The organism is Bdellovibrio sp. HCB209, from assembly GCF_047306065.1.
Lineage (GTDB): Bacteria > Bdellovibrionota > Bdellovibrionia > Bdellovibrionales > Bdellovibrionaceae > Bdellovibrio.
The window spans coordinates 3,702,632-3,728,297 of sequence record NZ_CP178618.1 but is presented as its reverse complement, the minus strand read 5'-3'; the positions used below and the strand labels follow the sequence as shown (position 1 = coordinate 3,728,297).

21 protein-coding genes are annotated in these 25,666 nt (G+C 43.8%); 11 read left to right on the top strand and 10 right to left on the bottom strand.

The window, feature by feature from the left end:
- Position 1 precedes the first annotated feature (1 nt).
- Both ACLVWP_RS18155 and ACLVWP_RS18150 read right to left on the bottom strand, forming a co-directional pair.
- A complete protein-coding gene (locus tag ACLVWP_RS18155; protein WP_413559074.1) occupies positions 2 to 874 on the bottom strand; it encodes a hypothetical protein in 873 nt (290 codons plus the stop codon).
- Positions 875 to 1,061: 187 nt separating this feature from the next.
- A complete protein-coding gene (locus tag ACLVWP_RS18150; protein ID WP_413559073.1) occupies positions 1,062 to 2,621 on the bottom strand; it encodes a sigma 54-interacting transcriptional regulator in 1,560 nt (519 codons plus the stop codon).
- 224 nt (positions 2,622 to 2,845) lie between these two features.
- Between ACLVWP_RS18150 and ACLVWP_RS18145 the strand changes: the two genes are divergently transcribed.
- Positions 2,846 to 3,805 carry an alpha/beta hydrolase gene (locus tag ACLVWP_RS18145; RefSeq protein ID WP_413559072.1) on the top strand — a complete coding sequence of 320 codons (960 nt, stop codon included), beginning with the start codon at positions 2,846 to 2,848 and terminating at the stop codon, positions 3,803 to 3,805.
- An 18-nt stretch (positions 3,806 to 3,823) separates the two neighbouring features.
- Here ACLVWP_RS18145 and ACLVWP_RS18140 read toward each other — a convergent pair whose 3' ends face one another.
- From ACLVWP_RS18140 to ACLVWP_RS18115, 6 genes are all read right to left on the bottom strand, one after another.
- On the bottom strand, positions 3,824 to 5,542 hold the full coding sequence (locus ACLVWP_RS18140; RefSeq protein WP_413559071.1) for an ABC transporter ATP-binding protein: 1,719 nt from the start codon (positions 5,540 to 5,542) through the stop codon (positions 3,824 to 3,826).
- 20 nt (positions 5,543 to 5,562) lie between these two features.
- Entirely contained in the window at positions 5,563 to 8,484 is a 2,922-nt protein-coding gene (gene uvrA, locus ACLVWP_RS18135; protein ID WP_413559070.1) for an excinuclease ABC subunit UvrA, read from the bottom strand.
- A 20-nt stretch (positions 8,485 to 8,504) separates the two neighbouring features.
- Positions 8,505 to 11,183 carry a penicillin-binding protein 1A gene (locus ACLVWP_RS18130; protein ID WP_413559069.1) on the bottom strand — a complete coding sequence of 893 codons (2,679 nt, stop codon included), beginning with the start codon at positions 11,181 to 11,183 and terminating at the stop codon, positions 8,505 to 8,507.
- A gap of 84 nt (positions 11,184 to 11,267) precedes the next feature.
- A complete protein-coding gene (locus tag ACLVWP_RS18125; RefSeq protein WP_413559068.1) occupies positions 11,268 to 12,668 on the bottom strand; it encodes a hypothetical protein in 1,401 nt (466 codons plus the stop codon).
- Between the two features lie 90 nt (positions 12,669 to 12,758).
- Positions 12,759 to 13,226: a large conductance mechanosensitive channel protein MscL gene (gene mscL / locus ACLVWP_RS18120; RefSeq protein WP_413559067.1), complete on the bottom strand. Its 468-nt coding sequence runs from the start codon at positions 13,224 to 13,226 to the stop codon at positions 12,759 to 12,761.
- A 15-nt stretch (positions 13,227 to 13,241) separates the two neighbouring features.
- On the bottom strand, positions 13,242 to 13,985 hold the full coding sequence (locus ACLVWP_RS18115; RefSeq protein ID WP_413559066.1) for a YdiY family protein: 744 nt from the start codon (positions 13,983 to 13,985) through the stop codon (positions 13,242 to 13,244).
- Between the two features lie 122 nt (positions 13,986 to 14,107).
- Here ACLVWP_RS18115 and ACLVWP_RS18110 point away from each other — a divergent pair, with 122 nt between their 5' ends.
- From ACLVWP_RS18110 to ACLVWP_RS18080, 7 genes are all read left to right on the top strand, one after another.
- Positions 14,108 to 14,362 (top strand): hypothetical protein, encoded by a 255-nt coding sequence (locus ACLVWP_RS18110; protein ID WP_413559065.1) that lies wholly within the window; start codon positions 14,108 to 14,110, stop codon positions 14,360 to 14,362.
- Positions 14,363 to 14,422: 60 nt separating this feature from the next.
- A complete protein-coding gene (ftsE, locus tag ACLVWP_RS18105) occupies positions 14,423 to 15,085 on the top strand; it encodes a cell division ATP-binding protein FtsE (RefSeq protein WP_413559064.1) in 663 nt (220 codons plus the stop codon).
- Positions 15,082 to 15,981 (top strand): cell division protein FtsX, encoded by a 900-nt coding sequence (locus tag ACLVWP_RS18100; RefSeq protein WP_413559063.1) that lies wholly within the window; start codon positions 15,082 to 15,084, stop codon positions 15,979 to 15,981. Before ftsE ends, ACLVWP_RS18100 begins: the two co-directional genes overlap by 4 nt.
- A gap of 3 nt (positions 15,982 to 15,984) precedes the next feature.
- The gene (locus ACLVWP_RS18095; RefSeq protein WP_413559062.1) at positions 15,985 to 17,118 is read left to right on the top strand and encodes a murein hydrolase activator EnvC family protein; all 1,134 of its coding nucleotides are present in this window, start codon (positions 15,985 to 15,987) and stop codon (positions 17,116 to 17,118) included.
- A 4-nt stretch (positions 17,119 to 17,122) separates the two neighbouring features.
- Positions 17,123 to 18,499 carry a S41 family peptidase gene (locus ACLVWP_RS18090; RefSeq protein ID WP_413559061.1) on the top strand — a complete coding sequence of 459 codons (1,377 nt, stop codon included), beginning with the start codon at positions 17,123 to 17,125 and terminating at the stop codon, positions 18,497 to 18,499.
- A 62-nt stretch (positions 18,500 to 18,561) separates the two neighbouring features.
- The gene (locus ACLVWP_RS18085) at positions 18,562 to 19,143 is read left to right on the top strand and encodes a hypothetical protein (RefSeq protein WP_413559060.1); all 582 of its coding nucleotides are present in this window, start codon (positions 18,562 to 18,564) and stop codon (positions 19,141 to 19,143) included.
- A gap of 194 nt (positions 19,144 to 19,337) precedes the next feature.
- The gene (locus ACLVWP_RS18080; RefSeq protein WP_413559059.1) at positions 19,338 to 20,348 is read left to right on the top strand and encodes an alpha/beta fold hydrolase; all 1,011 of its coding nucleotides are present in this window, start codon (positions 19,338 to 19,340) and stop codon (positions 20,346 to 20,348) included.
- Positions 20,349 to 20,551: 203 nt separating this feature from the next.
- On the opposite strand, the gene ACLVWP_RS18075 is transcribed toward ACLVWP_RS18080, so the two are convergent.
- Together ACLVWP_RS18075 and tig are read right to left on the bottom strand one after the other, a co-directional pair.
- Positions 20,552 to 21,010: a transposase gene (locus ACLVWP_RS18075; protein ID WP_413559058.1), complete on the bottom strand. Its 459-nt coding sequence runs from the start codon at positions 21,008 to 21,010 to the stop codon at positions 20,552 to 20,554.
- A 151-nt stretch (positions 21,011 to 21,161) separates the two neighbouring features.
- Positions 21,162 to 22,475 (bottom strand): trigger factor, encoded by a 1,314-nt coding sequence (gene tig, locus ACLVWP_RS18070; protein ID WP_413559057.1) that lies wholly within the window; start codon positions 22,473 to 22,475, stop codon positions 21,162 to 21,164.
- 117 nt (positions 22,476 to 22,592) lie between these two features.
- Here tig and ACLVWP_RS18065 point away from each other — a divergent pair, with 117 nt between their 5' ends.
- From ACLVWP_RS18065 to ACLVWP_RS18055, 3 genes are read left to right on the top strand one after another with little or no spacing between them, the layout of a single operon-like run.
- Positions 22,593 to 23,465: an ArsA family ATPase gene (locus ACLVWP_RS18065; protein WP_413559056.1), complete on the top strand. Its 873-nt coding sequence runs from the start codon at positions 22,593 to 22,595 to the stop codon at positions 23,463 to 23,465.
- Complete coding sequence (locus ACLVWP_RS18060; RefSeq protein WP_413559055.1) at positions 23,462 to 24,541, top strand: ArsA family ATPase; 1,080 nt, start codon at positions 23,462 to 23,464, stop codon at positions 24,539 to 24,541. The genes ACLVWP_RS18065 and ACLVWP_RS18060 overlap by 4 nt, the downstream gene beginning before the upstream one ends.
- Positions 24,538 to 25,659, top strand: a complete 1,122-nt coding sequence (locus ACLVWP_RS18055) for a tetratricopeptide repeat protein (RefSeq protein ID WP_413559054.1) — start codon at positions 24,538 to 24,540, stop codon at positions 25,657 to 25,659. Before ACLVWP_RS18060 ends, ACLVWP_RS18055 begins: the two co-directional genes overlap by 4 nt.
- The last annotated feature ends 7 nt before the right edge of the window (positions 25,660 to 25,666 follow it).

Here is a 25,666-nt window from a genome sequence, read left to right as displayed (position 1 = left end):
TTTATGTAGTAGCAGGGTCTTTCATAAAGAACAGTTCCAAGACCTCTCTTAGACCTTGAGAGGTAAGTGGAGCGCGATCCACCTCGAAGCAGTTCACAGAAGCTTCATCGATCAAATTCGATTTCATTGTTTCCAATTTTCCCAGATCTTCCAGGTTCAATGAAGAACTTGTGATGATCAATGGCTCATCCGCGAGGTGTTCTTCTTCTAGGTATTCCAGCAAAAGCTCTTGCTCAGCGGCGTTCAGAGCCTCGATGTTTTCGATGAAAATTGTCATTTCACCCATTTTAGCGATGTCATAGCTAGAGTGAAGTTGGCCTTTGATATCATTGAACGGAACAAAGGCCCATCTGCCTGTTAGTTCATGAAGTTGCAAAGCGACTTTTTTGTTAGTTGTCGCATTAGATCCCTCAAGATGGATAAGGTGAGAAAGCAATTCCTTCGATAGACCTTTGGCTAGGTCCGTGGAAGTGTCTTCCAGAAGTTCGTCAATACTTGGCAAAGCATCGTCGCCAAAGACATGCAAGTTTTCGGTTTCAAAATTGGCTTTGCTGATTTCAACCAGGTTTGATTCTTTTTGTTCCAAATACCACTTATACAAAGCGGGTTCTAAAACCATGCGAATAAGTTGCGTAACGCCTTGGCGTTTTTCTGCATTCAAATCCTCAGCGCCCGGAACGATAGCAGTTCCAAGTAAAGCACCATTTACTTTGATTGGTACGTGAAAGTCTTTGCCACGCAAGAATGTATCTTCGTGGTCATGTAGATCCCCCAGATCCATCAATTGACGAATAAGCAGATTTTTTCCATAGCGGGTCTCAACCAGATGTTTTAAGCGAGACACAAATGAAGAATCCAATGTTGAACTTTGCATATAACGAACACCCCTTAACAGAAACCCTAATATACAAGAACAGTACCAACTCTCGGCTAACGGCAGGAAGTCCATTGTTTACGGGGGGTTAGGGGGTGTTTTTGAATGCAAAAAGGGCCTTGAAGTTCACCTTCAAAGCCCTCTAATTTTAGATCAAACAGGTAATTAATTTAGGGTGCTAGCCGAATTAGGCGCGAGCGATTTTACGCTTATCCAAGCCGTATTTTTCGACTTTCATGATAAGACCCGCACGGCTGATGCCCAATTCTTTCGCCAGTTTGGATTTGTTCCAACCTGTACGGCGAAGACCTTCGCGAATCATTTCGCGTTCTAGATCTTCCAAAGCATCTTTCAACTTACCTTGCAAACGGGAACCTTGAACTTTGTTTTTCTCGCCAGCTTCCAAAATTTTTGGAGAAAGAAGTTCCGCCATCAATTTTGATTCTTCACCGGAAAGAACACATAGTCTTTCGATTTCATTTTGCAATTCACGAACGTTACCTGGCCATGGATAGTCGTACAATTTTTCAAGAGCACGCTTAGTCAATTGGTGCTTAGTGCCACCTTGAGCTTCATGGATTTTGTTCAAGAAGAAATCCGTCAAGAATGGGATGTCTTCTTTACGTTCACGAAGAGGTGGAACGCGGATGTTGATAACGTTCAAGCGATAGTACAAGTCTTCACGGAATGTACCTTGTTCAACCATCTCTTTAAGGTTTCTGTTCGTCGCCGCAACGATACGAACATCGACTTTTCTCATTTCAGTTGCACCCACTGGAGTGAATGTACCTTCTTGCAATACGCGAAGTAGTTTAACTTGCATTTGCGGAGAAGTATCACCGATCTCGTCCAGGAAGAATGTACCTTTATCTGCCATCTCGAAAAGACCTTTTTTGTCTTTCAAAGCGCCAGTAAATGAACCTTTCACGTGACCGAACAATTCTGATTCCAACAAGTTGTCATTGAATGCAGAACAGTTTTGGATAACAAACGGTTTGTCTTTACGGTGAGAGTTATAGTGAATTGATTTTGCGATCAACTCTTTACCCGTACCGTTCTCACCTTGAACTAGAACCGTTGAATCTGCACCTTTGATTTTATCAAGCAAAGCGTACAAAGATTGCATTGGTTTAGATTTACCGATCATGTTGTCGTATTTAAATCTGTTACCAAGTTCTTTATTCAATTCTTTGATGCGATCTTCACGAGAAGAAATCTCAAGATGAAGAGTCACGATCTCTTGTGCAACTAGTTCACAAACTTCAGTGAAGTGAGTGCGTTCATGGTCATCCATGAATTTCAATTTGCCCAAGCATTTTTCGATCACTTCGCCAGACATACCGAAAGCAGCTAAGCGCTCACGGATTTCAGTCAAACGAGAAGTGAAGTTAGCTTCACGGAAGAAGCCCATAGCTACTACCGTACCAACACAATCATTTTCAATCATGATAGGGAAGACACCTACGTCAAAACCAACCATGTCCCACTTACGTAGAGAGAAACGGTTTTGAGAAGTGCGAAGATCATCAAGTGATCTAGTTACTAGCTCAGCGATGCTTGCTTGACCAGCTTCTTTATTTACCAAAGCTGCGATTGCAGGGTTGCTGAAACCAGCTTTGCCGGAGTCATAGCCTCTTAGTGCACCACGCTCATCTGTAAATACAACGTCAATATTCCACCAAGCGCCGAGGATATGCTTGAGTTTTTTGATCACATGTATGTGTTCAAACTCATCCCAATTAATCATAGAAACTCCCTTTTAGAATCTGTAACTTTCAAACTGTCGATATTTTTATCGTCAAGAAACTAGACGGACTTGAGGGCTGTGTCGAAAGATCCTACAAACCCGGACCTTGGTCGTATCGAAAATTGACGGTTTTCTCGAGTGAAAATTGAAAAGCCCTGTGATTTCTTGTGTTTATTCGTCGCCTCAAATTGAAACGAAAATGTGATGTGCTATCGTTAGAGAATATGAAATGTCTAATCTCGGCTATACTCCTAACGCTGACTTCGTTCACTACTTATGCAAACTCTCACAAGTGTGAACCTCTAGATGAAAAGATATTGAATCAACGCGCGTTCATTTCGCGATGTCTTTCGACTAATTTTTATTCAGAAAGTTTAAAAAATAATGTCGATCTGAATATCTTTTTTCCACCGGGATATTCGTCGCAACCATCGACTCCCTATCCCTACGCAATCTTTTTGCACGGCAGAGGTGGAGATCGTGATTCGTTGGTTTATGCCGGAGGTCTTGAGGCTTTCGATCAGTCGATTCGGTCTGGTGGTAAACCTTTCCTCATCTTTGCTCCCAGTGGTGGCAATAACTATTGGATGAATGGTGCAATTTCAAAAGTAAAAACAGCAGACATGGTGACGAAGGATCTGGTGAAGTACATTGAAAAGACTTTCCCTACGTCCAAGAATAAACCCTGTGATCGCGCCCTGTTTGGAATTTCAATGGGTGGCAATGGCGCCCTACAGATAGGTTTGAGTAATCCTCAATTCGCCTGCACGGTTTATCCTTTAAGCCCCGTCTTCAGAACACCGGCAGAGATCTGGACACCCGAAAGCAACAGCTCCCAGCCGAAAGAGGACTACTATTCTTATGGAGTGGGTAAGGACTTCGAGGCGCGTAGTGCGCGACACATTTGTCAGAAGCTAAAAAAGTCAGGCAGCGAGCGTTGTCTGCCGTTTAAGAATTTTAGGTTAGAGATTGGTTCGACGGATTCATTACTGATCGATACGCCTGATACTAAAAAATTTATTGAGGAGCTTAAGAAGGCTCATCCTGAATTTGAAATTGGTATTAAAGACTGTGATGAGAGAAGTGTTTGTGAGAAGCACAAAGATTGTAACTCACATGCCAGTACTTATTGGAATTGTCGTATGCCGCATGTGATGAAATGGCTTAACGAGCAGTTCAAGTAAACTGCTCGTTTTGGAAGACTAGGAGTGCTGCAGGTTATGGAAGTTGTGGTACTCGCCCTTAAGGGAAAGCAAGCTTGCGTGAGTGCCGATCTCAACGATTTGGCCTTGCTTCATGACCACGATCTTATCTGCCTTTTGGATCGTCGAAAGACGGTGAGCAACCACAAGGGCTGTGCGGCCTTCCATCAGATGATCCAAACCTTTTTGAACTTCAATTTCGCTGGCTGTATCTAGTGCGCTTGTTGCCTCATCCAGAATCAATACCGGAGCATCTTTAAACATCGCACGCGCAATGCTGATACGTTGTTTTTCACCACCAGATAAAAGATTACCACGATCACCCACACGGCTTTGGTAGCCATGAGGCATCTTCATGATGAAGTCGTGCGCGTTCGCAAGCTTAGCCATCGTTTGGATATCATTGCGATCGCGGTTGTAGTCCCCGGCCCAGATATTTTTTTCGATGGTATCGCTGAACAAAAACACATCTTGAGTTACGAGAGCCACGTTTCTGCGAAGCTCTTTTAATCCAAAGTGTTGGATGTTCACGCCGTCTACTAGGATTTCACCAGAAGTGGCATCAAAGAATCTTTCAAGCAAATTTACGATTGTGGATTTACCGCTGCCGCTGGCGCCAACCATAGCTACAACTTCACCGCGTTTGATCTCGAGATTTACATTCTTAAGGATCATATCCTTGCCGTATGAGAAGCAAACGTCTTTGTATGTGATCGTCTTCCAGTCTTTAGGGAAAGGAACTGGATTTGCAACCTCAGGCACTTCGGATGGATTGTCGATGATTTCAAAGATACGACGAATTGAGATGATAACCTCTTGAATACGTACGTATGCCTCTTGGATTTTTTTGATAGGCGCATTCACCATCAAAAGAGACGTGATGAAACCAATAAAGTTACCGGCAGTTCCGCGACCAGCCGCAATTTCATAGCTGTTGTACAAAAGGATCAAAGGAACGATGGCCGTTGCGATGAACTCAGTTGTTGGGCCGGCTGCTTCTTGGCGTTTGTAAACGGTTTTACGAATATCCAAGTAACGATTGGATTCGTCCTCGAGGCGTTTACTCATATCTTTTTCAAGATTGAATGATTGGATAATACGTACGCCGTCCAAGCTCTCTTTGATGGTGGAGGTCATGTATTCCATGACTTCACGTTCACGAGGAATGTACTTACGCATACTGCGAGCGATAGACTTTAGAACCATGCCGATGATCGGTGCCATTACGGTTACGGCTAGAGTGAGCTTCCAATCAATGATGATCAAGTTGGTGATAAGACCCACCAACAATAGCGGATACAGGAAAATATCGGCAACAACACGCAAACCATCTTGGATAGTTTTGATATCGTTTAAGATACGGCTGATAAGACCGCCAGATCCCGCGGCATAATTGTTATGGAAAGAAAGATTCAAGCGCATGAACTTGAACTGCAACTTTTCGCGAACTTTTGCGACAACGCTTTCAGCGACAAAGTTCATATTGTAGATGTGATAGTAGCGAGCAACTGCTTGAATTAGGCCAAGTCCAATAACGATAGGAACTTGTTTTTTAAGGCCATCATGATTGCCGGAAGAAAGAGCATCGAACAAAACCTTAGTTAAGAACGCCAAGTAAGCCGTCGCAGATGCATTCAAGATGCCCGTAATCGCAACAACAGTGATTCTTTTTTTGTGGGGTTTAAGTTCAGCAACTAACTTCTTAATCTCTGGTAGCATTCAACTTCCGTCTCGCGGGTTTATGCATTCCCGTCGATATAGCGTTTTAAGTATTGGCCAGTCAGGCTCTTTTTGACCTTCATAATGTCATCAGGGGAGCCTTGTGCAACTATATTACCGCCTTTTTTACCCGCTTCAGGGCCGAGGTCAATAACATAATCGGAGCCACGGATCACATCTAAGTTATGCTCTACCACGACGACGCTGCCGCCTGTTTCAATGAGCTTATTTAGCACTTTCATGAGTAAATCGACCTCACGGAAGTGTAGCCCTGTCGTAGGTTCGTCCAAAATATACAGGGTGGCCTTCTGTTGGACCTGAGAGAGCTCTTTAGCGATTTTTAGACGCTGAGACTCACCACCACTCAGGGAGTTCGCAGGTTGACCTAATTGCAGGTAATCAAGGCCCACTTCTTTAAGGACAGAAAGAGGCTTACGAATGTTCGGGTGAGCGACAAAGAAATTCATCGCCTCGCTAACAGTCATAGCCAGAATTTCAGAAACATTTTTGTTTTTGTATTGAATCTCGAGGATCTCGTTACGATATTTTTTACCGTCGCAGACGTCACATGGAATAACCACGTTATCCATGAACATCATGTCGATTTCTTCGTAACCCGTGCCTTTACAGGCTGGGCAGCGACCGCCATCAACGTTCAAGCTGAATGTTCCTGGAGTGTAGCCGCGAGACTGCGCTTCCGGAGTGCTTGCCATGATCGTACGAATGGCATCAAAAGCTTTTAGATAAGTGATTGGCGAACTGCGCGCTGACTTACCAATCGGAGATTGATCGATCAAAAGAACATTCTTGATATGATCAACACCTTCAATACCCGCGTATTCTTGAGCTGGAAGATATTCCAGATCCAAAGCGCGAGCGAGAGCAGGGTACAGAGTTTTTGAAATCAACGTTGATTTACCAGAACCACTGACACCCGTAACAGTCACCAGACGATTCAAAGGGAAGACCACATCTAGATTTTTCAGGTTGTGGCCTTTAGCGCCTTTAAGTTCGATTTTTACTTTGTAAGTATCGACGTCTACGGGGCGAATCGTGCGAAGATTTGCCGAGTGCTTGTTATCCTTCAGATAAGGAACGGTATTGGACTTCTCATAGTCATAGAATGCCTTGGTGGCGCCGGAATAAACGACTTCTCCACCAAGATATCCAGATCCAGGACCCATCTCGATAATATTTTCGCTGGCTTTGATCACGTCGTGATCATGCTCAACGATAACAAGTGTATTTCCAAGTTCCTTAAGATCTTTAAGGATTGAAATCAAACGATCATTGTCACGTGGATGCAGACCCACAGTTGGTTCATCCAAAACATAAAGTGCCTGTGATAAACCCATGCCCAACTGATTTGCCAAAATCAAACGTTGGTATTCGCCGCCAGATAAAGTTCTGGTTTCGCGATTCAATGAAAGATAATGAACACCAACGCGAATCAAGAATTCAAGGCGTGAGCGAATTTGTTTTAAAACTTCGCCAGCGACTTCTACTTGATGCGGAGAAAGCTCGATCTTTTTAAAGAATTCACAAAGGTCTTCAATAATCATCGAGGACAGCTCATTGATATTCGCACTGCCGACTAAAACGTGATTGGCTTCTTCGCGAAGTCTCGCGCCTTTACAAGAAGGGCACAAGAATGGGCTGCGGAAACGAGCAATGAACACGCGAACGTGCATTTTGTATTTGATTTGATCGAGGTATTCAAACAAACCGCGAACACCAAAGAAATCATCATTCCCGTTCCAAATCACATTGCGATGTTCTTTGGGAAGATCTTGCCATGGAGTGTGGATGTCGATTTTAGCTTTCTTACAGTAGGCAAGAAGTTGCTTTTTTTCGTGAGCCGCACTTGGCATCCAGAAAGGGCTTAAAGCACCTTGCGCTAAACTCATAGCAGGGTTTGGAATTACTTTGGCTTCATCGATATCCAAAATATTTCCAAAACCTTTACATGTCGGGCAGGCGCCAATCGGAGAGTTAAAGCTGAACAAACGAGAAGTCAGCGGCGGTGGAGTGTAACCGCAAATTGGACAAGAAGACTCTTCACTGACCTGCAGGCGTTGGCCTTCAGTTGTGAGGATTGTTGCTTTGCGAGAGATCAAGTTTGAGTTGTACTTAATGCTGGCTTCGTAAGCTTGAGTCAAAGAGTCTGCGATACGACCGCGTTCGTCTTCATTGAAGCTCATACGGTCAATGATCAAATAAAAGGTTTCCTTAGGAAGACCCTTTTTAATAGCTGCTGGATCACCAATTTCAACAACGGTACCCATTTCTTCGTTGGTTAACGAAGAAGGAATAACCGGAATACTGATGGCCTCTTCAACCACTTTTTTCGTAGCGCCTTTTGTTTTGGTTTTCTTAACCGTCGTTTTTTTAGTTGCGACAGGTTTTACCGAGGGAGCTACTTTGGGAATATAAATACGCAGATAACCATCTTGCAAAAGAAGCGAGTGCAATTTTTTGGCTTGAGCCACGCGACCGTTTTCAGAGATTTCAACCAGAAGATATCCACGTTTTCCTGTGAATTCTTTGATTACTTTATCTGTCGCTTCCGTCACGCTTTCTTTTTCAGTCGGGCAGTGATGAGTAGGACAGTAAGATGTACCGATTTTTTCGTACAACAAGCGAAGGTAATCGATGATCTCAGTTGTTGTGCCAACAGTTGAGCGCGAACTTTTAACAGTATTTTTTTGTTCAATCGAAATAGCCGGTGGAATATTGCTGATGCCTTCAATATCAGGCTTAGGAGCTTTATTCAGGAACTGACGAGCATAGTTGGACATGCTCTCGATGAAACGGCGTTGGCCTTCGGCAAAAAGAGTCTCAAATGCCAGAGAGGATTTCCCTGAACCACTCGGGCCGCAGATCACAGTCATTTTACCGACCGGGATCTTGACCTCGATGTTTTTAAGATTGTTCTGTTTCACACCCCAGAGGTGGATATCCTTCACTCAGACAAATCCTGTTTGTAAAAGTCTGTCGCTTCTTCTTGCTTACTAGAGGCAGCAGTTGGTTCAGTTCCTTCAGCGAAAGCCTGGCGCAAAATATTCTTAGTAGAAGCATTTGCAAGCTTGCCAGTTTCGGCATCGATATTCGCAAAAACGATACCATCTGGAACTGGGAAAGTCACTTGAGGAAGTCCTTCGTGGGCAGCTTTCATGTAATCTACCCAGATTGGCAATGCGGAGCGGCCACCCACTTCGCCTTTACCTAGACTCTTTTCTTTGTCAAAACCCACCCACACACCAGTTGCGATCTGTGGAGTGTAACCAATGAACCACGCGTCATAGTAATTGTTCGTCGTTCCTGTTTTACCAGCTGTTTCACGACCCAAAGCACGAGCTCTTGCACCTGTTCCAAGTTTGTCTTCAACAACTCCGCGAAGCAAAGAAGTCATCACAAATGCCGTTGTTGGTTTGATTAACTGATCTGCATCTTGGAAGAAAATGTTTTCTGCTAAAGCAGCCTTTTTTGGCTCTTTCTTTTTGAACTCTTCAAGCTTTGCTGGGTCTGAAACGATTTGAAGGTATTCTTTTCTTCTGTTTTCAAAATCGTCTTCGTAAGGCTTCATTTCTTTAGCAAAACGAGTGTCCAATGAAACATTCTCAAGAATTGTTTTACCTTCGGCATCAGTCACTTTGTGGATCATCATTGGGCGAGTGCGTTTACCTAAACGGCCCAATTCCGAAAAGGCCTTAGTCATTTCATACAAAGTCACACTCGAAGAACCAAGTACCAACGTGAAGTCAGGATTCAGAGGACTGAAGATACCCAAGCGTCTTGAGTACTCAGTAGCCCATGGAACTGTTACATCTTCGATGACTTTAACTGCGGGGATATTCAGCGATTGTGAAAGGGCATTTCTAACAATGATATCACCACCGAAACTTTTCGAGTGATTTGCGGGCTTCCAAACTTTTGAGTCTTTGGTGTCGCCTTGGCCTTCTTCATCACCAGTTGAACCTTCATAAACTAACGGCGCATCCATGATTGGAGTGGCAGGGTTGAATCCCTTATCCAATGCAGAAGCGTAAACGATAGATTTAAAAGATGAGCCGGTTTGACGTGGAGCTTGGATTGCGCGGTTAAATTCACTTTTCGCAAAGTTTGTTCCGCCCACCATTGCCAGGACATCTTGAGAGTCTTGGTCAAATGAAAGCAAAGCGCCCTCTACCAGTGGCTCTTGATCAAGTTCCAAATCAACATACTTGTTGAAATCAGGAAGCTTCAGTGGAGGAGCCCCTTTTTTTGGAGTGATTGTGCGTGAAGGGGAGAACTTGTCTCCAGTTACTTTGACTAAGATTACGTCACCAATTTTTAAGGCATCAGACGGTTTTTTGATTGTGTTCAAATCATAACGTTTTTCAGTGTCAGGCTTTCTGGCCCAAGTCATCGTATCGAAGTCGATCAACCCTTGGGAATCAGCGATGCGCACGTACACTAAACCAGCAGCATCATCGATGTTTTCAACAACGCCTTGAACAGTGTCTTTGATTTTGATGTAAGTTGGCAGGAGTGGATGCTCTTTAGCGGCTTGTTCATCCAACTTAGGAACTAGGTCTGCGAACTTACCATCGGGTTGAATAATACGCTCGGGAGTAGAGTCACCGATAAGTTTTGTTCTAGTTTCTTTGATGAAGGTTTCGATATCAGCTTCACCAGAGATGTTTTTGATGGGACCGCGGTAACCTTGACGCTTATCCAATCCTTTTAGACCCGTCATAACAGATTCTTGAGCAGACAATTGTTTTTGCAGATCAAGGCTGGTGTGGATACGAAGGCCTTTATCCAAAACCATGTTTTCGCCCAATTGAGCGACTAGCATTTGGCGAATAGTTTCTAAGAAGAATGGAGCATATTCTTCGTAGTTTTCGCGAACATAAACTTTAACAGGCTCTTGGATTGCTTTTTCGGCTTGTTCTTTCGTGATGAATCCAACGTCAGCCATACGGCGCAAAACGTAGACTTGTCTTTCTTTAGCGCGAGTTGGATTGCGAACCGGGCTGTAAGCACTTGGGGCTTGTGGCAGACCCGCAAGGATCGCCATTTCAGAAAGAGTTAATTTTGCGACAGGTTTACGGTAGTAAGCTTGAGCCGCTTGTTCAACACCGTAAGCGCCCTCACCAAAGTAAATTTGATTCAAGTAAAGGAAAAGGATGTCTTCTTTCTTAAGATTTTTTTCCATTTCAATCGCAAGCATGATGTCGCGAAGTTTACGTGTCAGAGTTTTTTCTGACGAAAGCATCATCGTTTTTGCAACCTGCTGAGTGATTGTCGATCCACCTTGTACGGAGCGACCTGCGCGTAAATTTGCGAGAGCTGCACGGAAGATAGCTTGTGGATTGATACCTTTATGCTGGAAGAATTGATCGTCTTCCGCTGCTAAAAAGGCATGAACCAGATCTTTTGGAATTTTTTCGTAAGGAACCAACGTACGACGCTTGCGGAAGAACTCCCCAATTTTCTTGCCGTTGCGATCGTAAACTTGGCTTACAAGTTCCGGTTTGTAGTCTTCGATAGTGATAAGTTGCGGAAGACTTGATTTAACGGATTGATACGCGAGTACGGCACCGACGACACCAAGAACACACAAAGCGACGAATGCCAGGATGATTTTTTTTAACACGTTTTGGGGCTCCTTTAACGAAGCCCCATTCTAGCAGTGGGAAAGGTGAGGGTCTAGGGATACTAGCCCGAAGGCGAGGTCAGTTTATGATGCGCCTCTTTGAGAACCAGAACCTTTTTTCTGAGTACCAGTTCCACAAGTCTCATCCACATAACTTTGGATCTCGATGATCTGCTCATTTTTTGAGTTAATCTCATCTGAGATCGCCGAAGGAGTCGTAGTCGCACCTGAAGGTGGAGCCACGCCAAGGGAACTGATCGAAGTATTTAGACGATTGATCTTTTGGTTATATGAATCTTGCTTGGAAGCCAGTGACTTCAAAGTACTTTCAAGTTTTTGTTTTGCCGCCGTCATCTGACTTTGGATACTTTGCATTGTTTTTACCAAGTTCTGTTGGGCTTGGCTCTTTTTAGTGTCAGAAGCGGTCTGCATTTCTGTTAATTGTGATTGAGCCAAATCCAAAGTGTCTTGGGTTTGAGCCATAGACTCTTGAGTATCTTGGATTTGTTTGTTGATAAGGTCTTCTTCTTGCTTTTTAGATTCAAGCAAGGCCGTGCGTTGCTGGTCAAACGACGACATACAGTCATTCCAAGCAGCAATGAGGTCTGCTTCTTGGCGTTTAGCTTTCGCGATCATCGTATTTGAGCTTAGTCCAGAAAGAGTGCCTTGATAGTCCTTTTGCATTTCGCGGACTGTTTTCATACAAGCGCGTTTTCCAGAGGCATCGGTCATCGCAATAAGTCTTAAAGCTTTATCGCGTTGAGACGTGATAAGTGCGCCACGGCTCTTGAGCAAGTCAGTGCCTTGTTGGCGCAAACTTTCTTTAGCTTCATTCTGTGCTTTTTGGAAATCAGAAATTTGCTGACGTTTTTCTTCGTCGATATTCATGTTCTTGTCTTCAAGCTCCTTTTGGGCTTCATTGAGATCCTTTTGTAGATCTGTGATCTCTTTATTGAAGTCTTCTTGAGCTTTGGTTTGTTCGTCAGCAATATTCAAAAGTTTTTCTGAAGTGTCGTCTAGGTCATCTGTGTATTTGTCTTTTTTAGTAAAGTAATCTTGGAATGAATACTGTGGGCATGAGCTGCTGGCAGCATTGGACTGCCCCATAATACCTAACATATTGCCCATCGTAGAACTTGAACCGCCGGCCGCCATTGCAGCTGTGGAGTAAAGATTCAGACTACCGTCGCCACCAGCATCGCTAGCGCACGAATCAACGCGTTCAACACAGTTACGGCCTACGCCGCCATCTTTACAAAGTTTATTAAGATCGTCTTGGGCTTCGCGAAGGTCGTCGCGGTATTGCTTACAAGCATAGCGAGGGTCATAGTAACCGCCACCACTGCTGCTATTATTATTGTTATTCGAATTTGAATTGGAATTCGAAGAGCTGTTCTGTGCCAAAGCGACAGATGTCATTGAAAATACGAGGGTGAAAAAGATATTTACAGCTGTCTTTGTCGTATTCTGTGAAATTCTATCCATTTCATTTCCCCCTTGATGCTACTAATTGGTGCAATTGCAGTACCAATTATCGTCACTTTCGGGGGAAATTGAACGTCTCAATGTGAAACACTAGACGTTCATCGAGGGAGCTTTTCCATTAATTGATGAACCTGCTTGCAAACTTCCGCATGCGGAACACTTACGAGCCGCAAGTGGAATCGTCGTCAAGCATTCAGGGCATGGTTTGGTGGACGCAGTCGCTTCTTCTTTTTGTTTGAAGTGATTTGCTGCTTTAACGATCATGAAAATCGCAAAGGCAACGATCACGAAATCAATAACTGCATTCAGGAAAAGGCCGAAGTTCAATGTTGCAGCACCAGCAGCTTTTGCCGCAGCTAAGTTCGCATAAGATTGACCGTTCAAGGCGATAAACTGATTCGAGAAATCAATTTTCCCCATTCCCAAACTCAACACGGGCATCAAAACGTCACTTACAAAAGAGCCAACGATTTTAGTGAATGCAGCGCCGATGATGATACCGACTGCCAGATCCAAAACGTTGCCTCTCATTAAAAAGGCTTTAAATTCCTTCACCATAACCAAAATCCTTTCTTAGAATTTCGCGACAAGATTCAAAGTTGTTGTCGTTGTGTCGTACTCTCCTGCTGGAGGAGGTTCGTTTTGATATTGTAGCAAGTAAGCTAGCTTCAATGAGAAGATGGAATTTAACATAACATTGATGGATGCCTCAGTATTCACCAAGTAGTTATCTGGATTAGTCATATTCGGAAGATACTCAATCCAGTATTTGAATGATAATTCTTTGCCGAATGACTTATTAACTTCAGTGTAAAGTCTGACCATTTGATCGTAAGAAGTCCCAATTCCCACGTCTTGCATTTTTGAGTAACGATAACCGGCCTCTACAGACCAGTTAAAGCTGTCAGCTTTCGTCAGCCAGTATTTTAAACCCAAGTCAGTGGAATCACGTTGTACGTAACCCGCGTACACGTCACTTTCAATTTTTTGACTGGCAAACACACCCAAATAATCTGTCAATTCGCGATCATAACGAACGCCTGCATTCCAGTTACGAGTGCTTTCAACATCATTCGCTTCAGTGCGAATATATTGGCCGCTCAAGCTGTAGATATTCTTTTCTTGCTTGTAGGAAGCTTTAGCTTTGGCCGCGTAGTTTTCAGAATTAGAATTGCCAGTTACCATAATTGCACCAGCTTCAGCCTCGCCGGCAAAAGGTGGTGGAGGGTCGATCGGTGCAGGTGCAGTCACTTGAGCATTTGCGACTATCGACATAAGAACAACAACTGGAACAAATAGAATTGAAACGAACTTCATAATTAGTTACCTCCGTAGACATTAAGTATTGTTCTTGCCTGAAGAGTCAAAACACCACGCGTAGAAAAAATTGATGAGATCAGAGAGAAATTTTGCTAAATTGAAGTTCGAGGTTTGTGCGAATGCAAAAAGGTTTTAATTCAGATATCACAGTACGCGGACAAAAATATCACGTTCAAACGGAAGATTGGGGCATGGCGAACCCGTTCTTGGTGAGCAGGATTTTTTGTAATGGCGCTGTGCTAAAAACCATAAAAACACCGCACGACAAAGTTTTGCAAACTGGTTCCAGTCAGCATTCTGAAGCCATTAAGCAGGCCCTTCATCGCCAGCATTCAACAATCATTGATACCTTGATGTCGGGTGGGATGCCTTAAGGCTAAAACCTCGACTTCAGCCGAGTATAATTTGGTCGCTATCTTTCATAAGATAGAGAAATGATTGAATTCTCTCACGTCTACAAGACTTATCCCGGTCCCGTTCATGCCTTAAAAAATGTCGATCTGAAAATCGACAAAGGCGAATTTGTATTTTTAACGGGTCCAAGCGGAGCTGGTAAATCCACACTCTTCAAAATGATTTCTGCTTATGATTTAGCCACATCGGGTGATGTGAAGGTCGCGGGATACGATCTGGGAGAGATTCGCGATGGGCAAATTCCTTTCTTCCGTCGCAAGATTGGCGTGATATTCCAAGACTTTAAGTTACTGAAGGATCGCACTTTGTTTGAAAATGTGGCCCTGCCTTTGCAAATTCGCGGTGATAAAACACCTGCAATTCAGCGCAAGGTTTACGAGGTCCTAGAGCAAGTAGGCCTTGCTCACAAGCATGATCAGTATCCTGATTTCGTTTCAGGTGGTGAGCAGCAACGCACTGCCATTGCTCGTGCGATCGTGCATCAGCCGGGTGTGTTGATTGCCGATGAGCCGACGGGAAATTTGGATCCAAAACTCAGCGAAGAAATCATGGATTTACTAGAGAGAGTTTGCGCGCAGGGCACAACTGTTTTCGTTGCGACCCATGATCACGAGATGGTGAAGCGTCGTCATAAAAGAACTCTTGAGCTCAGAGAAGGCATCATCGTGGGGGACACGAAGTGAAACCTCCACAAAAAAATCTGGCACTGAAATTTTCGACTTTGATTGTTGCAACAGCGTGCTTTGTTGTTCTGAGCGCTTCTTTGCTATTGTCCAAAAACTTCAAAAATATTCTCACTCACTGGGGAGAAGATGTTCAACTGACTGTGTATTTGTCTGGGGATATCTCTGCACAAGGCCGTGATGAACTGGAAAAGTTTTTTAAGAACCACAAAGATATCGGCAATTATTCTTTGGTTACTCAAGAAAAAGCCCTGACGGATTTCCGTGCGCAACTTGCTAGTTATGCTCCTGATATCAGTCAAGATGAGGAATTACTAAAAATGATTCCCTCGAGCTACCAAGTGAAACTAAAAACAGAAATTCCCACAGATGCTCAAAGTCAGGTTCTGCAAAATATTGCAGCCGAATTAAAAGGTCGTTCGGGCATTGATGATGTAAGTTACGGACAAGACTGGGTCGAAAAATACGGTGCTTTTGTTTCTGCAATCAATCTGTCCTTAAATCTTGTCGGATTCGTAGTTCTTTGTGCTTCCTTGTTTGTGATGTCGAATGCGATCCGTGCCTCGGTGCAAGTTCACCGCGATGAAATCGTGGTACTTGAGATGATCGGTGCAACAGCTTCAATGATTCGTAAGCCTTTTCTTAAAGAGGGCGCATTGTTGGGATTCATGTCTTCAACTCTGGCTATCGGAATTTGTTTCGGTTTATATACTGTTGGAAAAAGCATCGTGAATACACGATTGAGCTTCCTAAGATTGGGTGAGCAGATGAGTTTCATCTCTCCTTGGATGGTTGCGACTTTAATCATCGGCGGAACTGTTATCGGTGCGCTGGGATCTTATCTATGTGTCCGTAGAATTAATGATGGTTACGCGGCTGCGGGTCAGAGGGCTTAAGATTTGAAACTGTCGATAGCCCTTGGGGCACTTTCATTCACGATTGCGTTTTCAGTAGCTCAGGCGGCAACGCCCGAGGCGACTCCTGTTGAGCAAGCGAATGAATTGTCGAAGGATCTTGAGGCGGCAAGACAGAAACTTGCCAATGTCGAAGGCAAGCAACGTCAAGTTCTGTCGGGCCTTTATCAAATTAATAAGAAAATTAAGAAAACTGTGACTGAGCGTGGATCTTTATCTCAACAGCGTGAGTTGTTGGAAGTGAATATCAAAAGTCTGACTGATAAAGTTGACGAGCTCGAATCAAAATCTAAATCGCAACGTGCCCAATTGGCTGAGCGCTTGAAGGCGATTTATAAATTGGGTGGACAGCCGCTGGCGCGCTTTATTTTAAACGCGGATAGTTCAGTGTCATTGGATCGAAATCTGAAAATACTTGGAATCGTTGCCCAAAGAGATCTGGAACTTATCAAAGGATACAGGCACGACGTCCAGGACCTTCAAACAAAAAGGAAGTCGTTGGCGCAACGCCTGGAAAGTTTGAAGTCAGTCGAAGAGAACATCTCTGCTCAAGAAAAGAAGCTCTTAGCTGAGCAAACTTTAAAAAGTAAAATCCTGGATGGAGTCCGCAAGAGCAAGCTGTTCGCGGAAAACAAGCTCAGCGATTTAAAAGAAAAATCAGCTCAATTTAATCTCGAAGACGCTGGAGTCATTGACTCACTTTTTAAACCTTCATTTTTGGATTCAAAAGGTGAGCTACCTAGACCCCTCGCTGGTGTTGTGACACAAAAATTTGGACTTATGAAAGGTAAGGATCACCCTTACACTCTATCAAGCAAAGGTATTTTTATCTCAGCGGCAAAGGGCAGTTCGGTGAAATCCGTTTTTGACGGAAAAGTAGCATATGTTGGTGAACTTCCTGGATTCGGAAATACAGTTATTGTCGATCACGGTGATCACTATTATTCTGTGTATTCGCATGCCGATGAAATCAAAGTGACAGAGGGTGAGGAAATTACTCAAGCCCATGTTGTTGCCACTTCTGGCGACGCCTCCGCGGATAATCCTGCGGGAATGTATTTTGAAATTAGACATTTTTCAGAACCGTACGACCCGCAACAGTGGATGAAAGGACTCTAACCACATGCAAAGAATCAAACGCTGGAAAACCTATATTCTTGGAGGCATTCTGCTTCTGGTCCTTTTTGTGATGGCTGAGACGGGTTTCCAAGTCCGTGCATTCGCTCAAGAGCGTTACGCTGATCTTCAGAACTTCTCAAAAGTTTTGAACTTGATTCAGCAATACTATGTTGAAGAAACAGACACTAAAAAACTAGTTTACGGTGCGATCAAAGGGATGCTTCGCGAGCTAGATCCTCACACGAATTTCATGCCGCCTGAAATTTTCAAAGATTTTGAAACTGAGACAAGTGGCGAATTCGGTGGTCTTGGTATCGAGATCTCAAATCAAAATGGCATTTTGACGATCATCTCTCCGATTGAAGATGCTCCCGCATGGCAAGCCGGTATTAAAGCCGGTGATAAAGTTATCGCAATCGACGGTAACAGCACAAAAGGCATGAGCTTGGTTGAAGCTTCTCAATTTATGCGCGGTAAAAAAGGGACTAAGATTGTTTTGCGCGTAGTTCGTGAAAACGAAGAAAAACCTCGCGATATCACAATCACTCGTGGTGTTGTGAAAATCAAATCTGTGAAATACACAGACATGGGCGATGGTTTTGCTTACGTGCGTATTACAAGCTTCATCGAAAACACGGCAAAAGATCTGGAAACTGCGATCGTAAATCATCAGAAGAACAACAAAGGAAATGTTGCGGGTCTTCTATTGGATCTTCGCAGAAATCCGGGTGGTTTGTTGGATCAAGCGGTTAAAGTCAGCGATATGTTCCTTAAAGAGGGCGTGATCGTTAGCACTATCGGTCGTAACAAAGCCGAAAAAGAAGTAGCGATGGCTTCTAAAAAAGGTAAATACACGAATGTTCCGGTTGTTATCCTGGTGAATGAGTACACGGCTAGTGCGAGTGAGATCGTTTCCGGTGCGCTTCAAGATAACAAACGCGCCCTGGTTGTTGGCCAAAGAACGTTCGGTAAAGGTTCCGTTCAATCGGTTATTAAGCTTGGGGACGGTTCCGGTCTGAAGCTAACAGTTGCTCGTTACTACACTCCAAGTGGTGTTTCGATCCAAGCTGAAGGTATCCATCCTGACGTGGAAATCGAAGACATCGATCCAGAAGTATTCTCTAAGTCGATCCAAAAACAACAGTCCACTCGTGAGGGTGATATCGCTGGTCACTTAAAAGGTGATAAAGAAAAAGCGGCTGAGAAGTTGGATGTTAAGAAGGGTGCAGAAGAAGGCGCCTTGGCTTGGTGGAAAGATGTGGGGTCGAAAAAAGACGAAAAGCTGTCGCCTCGCGACAACATCTTGAAGAAAGATTACCAAGCATATCAAGCATTTAGCTACCTTAAGGCGTGGAACACTATGAAGGGTTTGACGCGCTAGTTATTGATTCCAGAAAATAGGGGCCTTACTCTACTGCAACTTTAGCAGGCGGAGGGGCCTCTTTGTTTAAGAATATACTCACATTATTATGCGCAAGCGTAGCCGGTATCTGTGTGGCTCAAGCCTCAGAGACTGTGGGTTTTTCTACGGGCAATCAGTTCAAAGCAACTCCCATTGAAGGCCAAGTAGTTGTGACTTGCGAAGGTTTCAACGGCGGTGGCGCTGCTACTTTCACATGTCGTGATGTCGTTCTTGATCCTGTTTCATATGATTTCTTTGTAGGTCCTAGGGATGCTCGCGCTGTTCGCTATGAACTTCGCAACGTTCGTGAAGACGGTTCAACGCGTACAAAAGAAGACGACTATGACGGCGCTCGTGGCCGCAGTGGATCTGGGATCAATCTTTGGATTTCCACGATCTTCCAAAAACCGTTGCTAGCAGCGGGTAAAAATAAAATCAGTTATGCAGTTTACGCCGACAACAATCGCGAACCTTTGAATCGCGGTGAGTTCACAATCAACGTGGCTCGCAGCTCTGCTCGCGTTTGTCCAACAACTCATTACAACTCCGCTGACGTGAATGACTGCAACAGCCAGTACTCCGTTTGCCAACGTTACTTCCAACAATTCAACAACTGCCGATAGGATTTGAGCGGTAACGTTTCTTCTGCGTTGCTGCGTCGTCGACGTACTATTAGTACGCCTTCCTCCTTGCGTCTTGAATAAACATTACCGCTGAAATCCTATGAAATTTAACAATTGTGTTTAGCAGGCATAATTAAAGAATGCTTTCGGTGAGGGCGTTGATCTCGTATCATTTTTCTTCGGGGAGAAATGTTATGAGAAAAATACTTTTGCTTTCACTACTTGTTTTATCAGCGTGTGCTTCTCAACCTAAAAAGACTGAACCGGTTGAGGCAAAGCCGATGAAGGGCTTCGATGCGGAGCTTACTCAGTTCAATTATCCGTTTCCGGTTTCATTCTATTCATTCCGTGCGCAAAATCAGGATTTAAAGATGGCCTATATGGATGTGTCTCCTGATAAGGGCTCTGACAAAGTCATCGTGCTTTTCCACGGCAAAAATTTTTCCGGTTACTATTTTGAAGACATGGCAAAAGTTTTGGTCGGTAAAGGCTACCGCGTGATCATGGTCGACCAAATTGGTTTCGGTAAATCCACAAAACCTGAGATGTTCCAGTACTCTCTTCATGCACTGGCATCGTATTCAAAAATGTTGATGGATAATCTGAAGATCACAAAGTTCCAACTCGTGGGTCACTCTATGGGAGGCATGCTCGCAACAAGATATGCCCTAATGTATCCGGATGACGTTACGAAGCTATTCATGATCGATCCACTGGGCTTAGAGGACTGGAAAACTCTGACGACTTACAAAAGCGTTGATCAGCTTTATGCTCAAGAGCTGAATGGTTCGATTGAAAAAGTTAAAAACTATCAGCTTGAGTACTATTACGACGGCAAATGGAAACCAGAATACGATAAGTACCTAGTTCCGGCGCAAGGTTGGTTCGATGGACCAGACAGCGCACGCTTAGCATGGACGTCAGCTTTGACATCAGAGGCGATCTTTACTCAGCCGGTGTACTATGAATTCAAAAATCTAAAAATGCCGACAGTTCTAGTGATCGGAACAAAAGACAAAACAGCAATCGGCAAAGCCTGGGCACCTGAAGAGAATAAAAAGAAAATGGGCAACTACCCTAAGATGGCCAAAGACGTGATCAGCAAAATCAAAAAAGGAAAGCTGATTTCATTAGAAGGCATGGGCCACACCCCATTCATCGAAAACCCAGAAAAATTCTGGAAAGCCTTCAGCCCGCAACTTTAAAGGTACGTCCTTACCTGAAAAGGTACTTCCTTACTTGATCAATGGAAACTCAAGCTGGCGTCTTTTGGCTTCAGCTTGGGTCTCGGAGAAAACTGTTTTTCTCAACGCGATTCGAACTTTAAATCTTTGATCCGGATCAAAGCTCTCACTGAGCCATCCCCTAAAATTTGCTTCATCTTGAGGTACACTAGCAAACCATTCATTCATCGGCGCAGTCTGAACTTCTGGTTATTCAGAGATAGAAATGGATATGTGAATACATTGCTGGAGATGCCGGCGGCCACCGGATTTAGTGCAACATACTTATAAGCCGTTGCGAAATGATCAGGATGTTGCAAAAGACACGCTTTATAAACTCCACCGAAAACGTGATTAATCTTGTTTGCCCGGTGATTGATGTTTTTACTTACCGTTTTTTGAAGCCAACCCATAACCTCACCTAGGTTATGCTGGGGGGAGCACTGAGCAATCATATGATAGTGGTTGTCCATCAGGACAAATAAATAGACCTGGAAACCGAACCGCTCACTTGCTTCATTGAGGCATTCTTTGAAAATAAACCAAACTTCGGGCTTTGGCAGATAGAACCATTCCTGATTATTCGATCTTGCAAAAACATGATAAGGATTTTCGTGCGTATATATGAGTGGTTTTCTTGGCATCCACTCGTGATGTGCAAGACATTATCCATCGTGTGAAGTGATTGAATCGTTGTACGCAGGTAAGGACGTACGCTTTTCGGTAAGGCCGTACCCAAAGAAAAAGGCTCTCTTGCGAGAGCCTTTTTTAGTTATTCAACTGTCAGAAGAACAATTAGTTTTGTTCGTCTTTGAATGTGCCGGCTGGAACTTCTTTAACTTTTACAGTTTTGTTCAACAACGCGATCACTTTTTCTTCAGTGATTTGGTAAGTAAGACGGCTTGATTGATCTGGACGGCCGTAGAATTCTTTAATACGAGAAACTTCGATATTAGTTTGTTTTGCAAACTCTTCGAATTTCGCATCTAGGTCTTCTTTTTTAGCGAATAGATCATGTTGTTTTGCAATAGCATCAACCAAGAATGAAGATTGGATCATCTCAGTCGCTGTGTTTGTGAAATCAGCATCCCATTTTTGAACGTAAGAAGCGAAATCGTTTTCGCCCATGCCTTGATCAGCCATGCGTTTTTTGAAGTCTTCAACCAATGAAGCTTTTTGCTCTTTCAACAAAGAAGGAGGAACTTCAACTGGGTTTTCTTTAACCAAAGTCTTCAAGATACGGTTTTTGAAACCATCTTCGATACGTTTTTTATCGTTTTGCTCAAGGTCTTCTTGGATAGTTTTTTTCAACTCAGCCAAAGACTCAGGTCCACCCAAAGTTTTGATGAACTCATCGTTCAACTCAGGCAATACTTTTGCTTTGATTTCTTTCAAAGTAACTTTGAACTCAACTGGTTTACCAGCCAACTCTGCAGAGTGGTATGGATCTGGGAATTTCAAAGTAAGAGTTTTGTTATCGCCTTTTTTCATGCCGATAACGCCTTCTTCGAAACCTTCGATGAATTGGTTAGCACCCAACTCAAGGTTGTGGTCTGTGCCAGCACCGTTTTCAAGAGGCGCGCCGCCCATGAAGCCAGTGAAGTCTACAACTGCGATATCGCCTTTTTTAGCAGCGCGATCTTCAGTTACAGTTTCGAAGTTTGCGCGAGAAGAGCGGATGTTTTCCAAAACTTGGTCCACTTTTTTAGCGTCGAATTCGAATTTTTCTTTTTCTACTTCCAAACCTTCATACTTTTTCAAAGTAATTTCAGGGCGAACATCAAATGCAGCAGAGAAAGAGAAGTCTTTGTTCTCAGTCACGTCAGCAAATTCAAATTCAGGGTAGCTGATAGGATCAAGTTTGTGCTCTTGCAAAGCTTGAGCGTAATGTTTTTGAACTAGGTCTTGAACTACGTCTTGCTTAACGCGATCACCGTACATTGATTTGATCGTGTTCAATGGAGCTTTACCTTTACGGAAGCCTTTGATTTCCACGTCTTTTTGGATGCTAGTGAATACTTTATTGAAAGATGCTGTAACAACTGCAGCTGGAACTTCAATATTCATCTTTCTTGAAAGGTTAGAAACCTTTTCTACGTTTGATTTCATGCGTTTACTCCTACATGTTAAAAGCCGTCGGATAGTAGGTTATGCCCTCTCTGAAGGCACCTTATAATGCTTTGCGTAATGCCTATATTTACAAGCTCAGAGACACTTTAAGAATCTATGAAACAAGAGATTCATTTTGTGACTGGAAAAGGCGGAGTTGGTAAGTCGGTTATAGCCGCGGCTCTTGCTCTTAAACTTTCAAAAAAAGGCAAAAAAGTTCTTCTGGTGGAGCTAGGGGATCAGAGTTTCTTCAAAGATTTCTTTGAGTTAGCTGATGTTTCTTTTCAACCTCAAGAAGTTAAGCCGAATCTTTCGCTAGCTCTATGGACGGGGGAGAGTGCTCTGCGTGAGTACGCCCAGTACCTGATCAAGGTGGAAAGCCTGGCGAAACTTTTCTTTGATAACGCCGTGATGAAGGCGTTTATTAACATCGCACCGGGTCTTCCGGAGCTGGCGATGCTCGGAAAAATCACTTCGGGTCCCCGAAAATACGGCCCGCCCATGAATTACGATTGTCTGGTTATCGATGCATTTGCGACCGGCCACTTCAAAGCTTTGATCGAAGCACCTCGCGGAATGGCTCAAGCTGTTCAGATCGGACCCATGGGCGAGCAAAGTCGTTCGATCATTTCTGTACTTAAAAATCCCGAAGTGACCAGCTATCACATTGTTTCGCTGCCGGAAGAATTGCCGTTGAAAGAATCCACGGAGCTTGCCGAAGTTTTGAAAACAGAATTGGATGCTGACGCGGAACTTGTGATGAACAAAGTTTTGGATGTGAATATTCCACGCGAGTCTTTGCAGCAGGCAGAGTCAGCAACCACGTCTGACTTGGGATTGTTCGCGCAATACATCGAACAGCAACTGGATCGCCAGGCGCAAATGATGGACCAGGCGAAAACGAAATTCAAAAAGATCACCAAGGTGCCTTTATACTTTGAAACAGATCCGTGGAAACTCGTTGAAAAAGCTATGGAGAAACTTCCATGAGCCGAGATCTTTTGAAAGACGCAAAAGTTTTAGTCTGTGTGGGAAGTGGTGGAGTTGGTAAAACAACCGTTGCCGCTGCTATCGGTATTCTTGCCGCCAAAGAGGGTAAGAAAGTTTTAGTCCTGACGATTGATCCGGCGAAACGCTTAGCCCAAACATTAGGAATCGAAGGCACGAATGATGTGACGAAAGTTCCAGGGCAAAATTTCAAGGGCGAGCTTTACGCCTCTGTGATTGATCACAAAAAAACTTTCGATGATTTCGTCGAAAGAGCCGCGCAAAAGTCAGAAGCTGTTCGTAAGATTTTTGATAACAGTCTCTATAAACAACTTTCGACAAATTTAAGTGGTTCCCAAGAATTTACGTCCTTGGAAAAGCTTTATTCAGTCTACGAATCAGGTAAGTTTGACCTGATTATTTTAGATACTCCGCCGACTAAGCACGCTCTGGATTTCTTGAAAGCTCCGCAAAAATTAGCGGCCCTTTTTAGTGATGGAGTTGCTAAGTGGTTCCGTGATCCTGAGGGTAAAAAATCAGGGATCTTGGGTCACTTGATTCAGGCGGGGACTCGTCAGGTATTAAAAGTTTTAGAAACCTTGACGGGATCTCAGTTCATTCGTGAATTGGGCGATTTCTTTATGAATATCGAGCAGTGGCAGGGCAAGCTTTTGCAAAGAACCACCGAAGTTCAACGCATGCTTGTGGCGCCAACAACGAAGTTCTTTTTGGTCACAAGTTTCGATCAGGCAAAACTTAAAGAGGCTGAGTACTTTTCGAGAGAAATCCGCAAGGGTGGGTACAATCTAGATACGGTTATTTTGAACCGAGTTTTCCCGCATTGGCTAGACCTCCGGGTAGGTTATGAAGGCGGGACTGCAGAGCAAGGCTTAGCGGACTTGTACATGCAAATGAAGACCTATTACAATCATAGGGATGCGATCTATCGACAATTCGAAAAGAAGATGTCGCGTGACGCTCGAGTTCTGCGCATCCCGGATTTAGTTAAAGATGTTTCAGATCTCTCAGGCCTTGAAGAAATCAGCACCCTCATTACTGAGGAGGAGAAGCCCGCATGAAAAAGGTGATCAGCCTGTTACTTTTCGTTACTCTTGCAGGCTGTAGCTATTTTCAAATGGATCGAAGTGAAGAAGCGGCTCTTCAGAATAAACGCCTTATAGAAGAGCGTGATCTTCATACGGCACAAGAAACACTTGTCGCAGGAAATTTCGCGCAAGCGCAAAAGCAGTACAAACTTTTCCAAGAAACATATCCAGTCTCTAGTTTTTATCAGGCATCTCGTATCGGTGAAGCCCAAGCTCTTGAGGGTCAAGGCAAGTGGGTGGAGGCGGCGGCGATTTATCGCGATGTGATTTTAAAGACACGTAATCTACAACCGGATATCGCGGCTTTGGCTTTGTACAGAAATTCATTCTGTGAGGAAGCGTTGGGCGATGATCAAAAGACCGTGGCAAATTTGCTAGAAGCTCAAAGCCTGCGCACGGCTTTGCCTATGACTGTTGGTTACGCAGAAATTCCGGCAAGACTTGCCTCGGCTTATAGCAGAATTGGCCGTGAAAAAGAGGCCAATAAGTATTTGAATGAAGCTGAGCAAGGTATCGCAAAAATCCGCAAAGAAACCGACCCTGCGAAGCTTGATAAAGATTGGCTGGTAAAAACCTACGTGCAAATGGGAAGCGTTTCCACCAACCAGCTGTCAGCCGAAAACTTTGAATCCTTTGTGGCCTCACAGAAATACGTACAGATTTACCTTATCCGTGCGTTGGAGTTAAACAACAGCCGCTGGTCTCCGACGGCTCTAAAACAACTTCAGACCACGTACAATGAGTTGTACTTGCAAGTAGAAGCGGTTAAACAAAACCGCAGTCAGCAGGCGAACTTAGGCGGTTCGTTGGTTGAATTGATTGATAGCGCAGAATTATATCGCCCGTTAGCTGGACAAACTCCCAACAGTTATCAGATTGAGTTTTTCACATTAACAAGCGATATACGTAAAAAAACAGAAAGACTTCTGTATCAGGGCCATGAGTCCATGGGTCTGACGGAGGAGTCTAAGAAACTGAACAGCATTAAAAGATCAGGCCGAACTAAGGCGGATGCATTATTACCTGAGGAACAAGGTTCTTCTAAAAAAATGCCTTCAAAGCCAGCAATTGGTGAAGATCCGAATTTGTAGTTGAGAT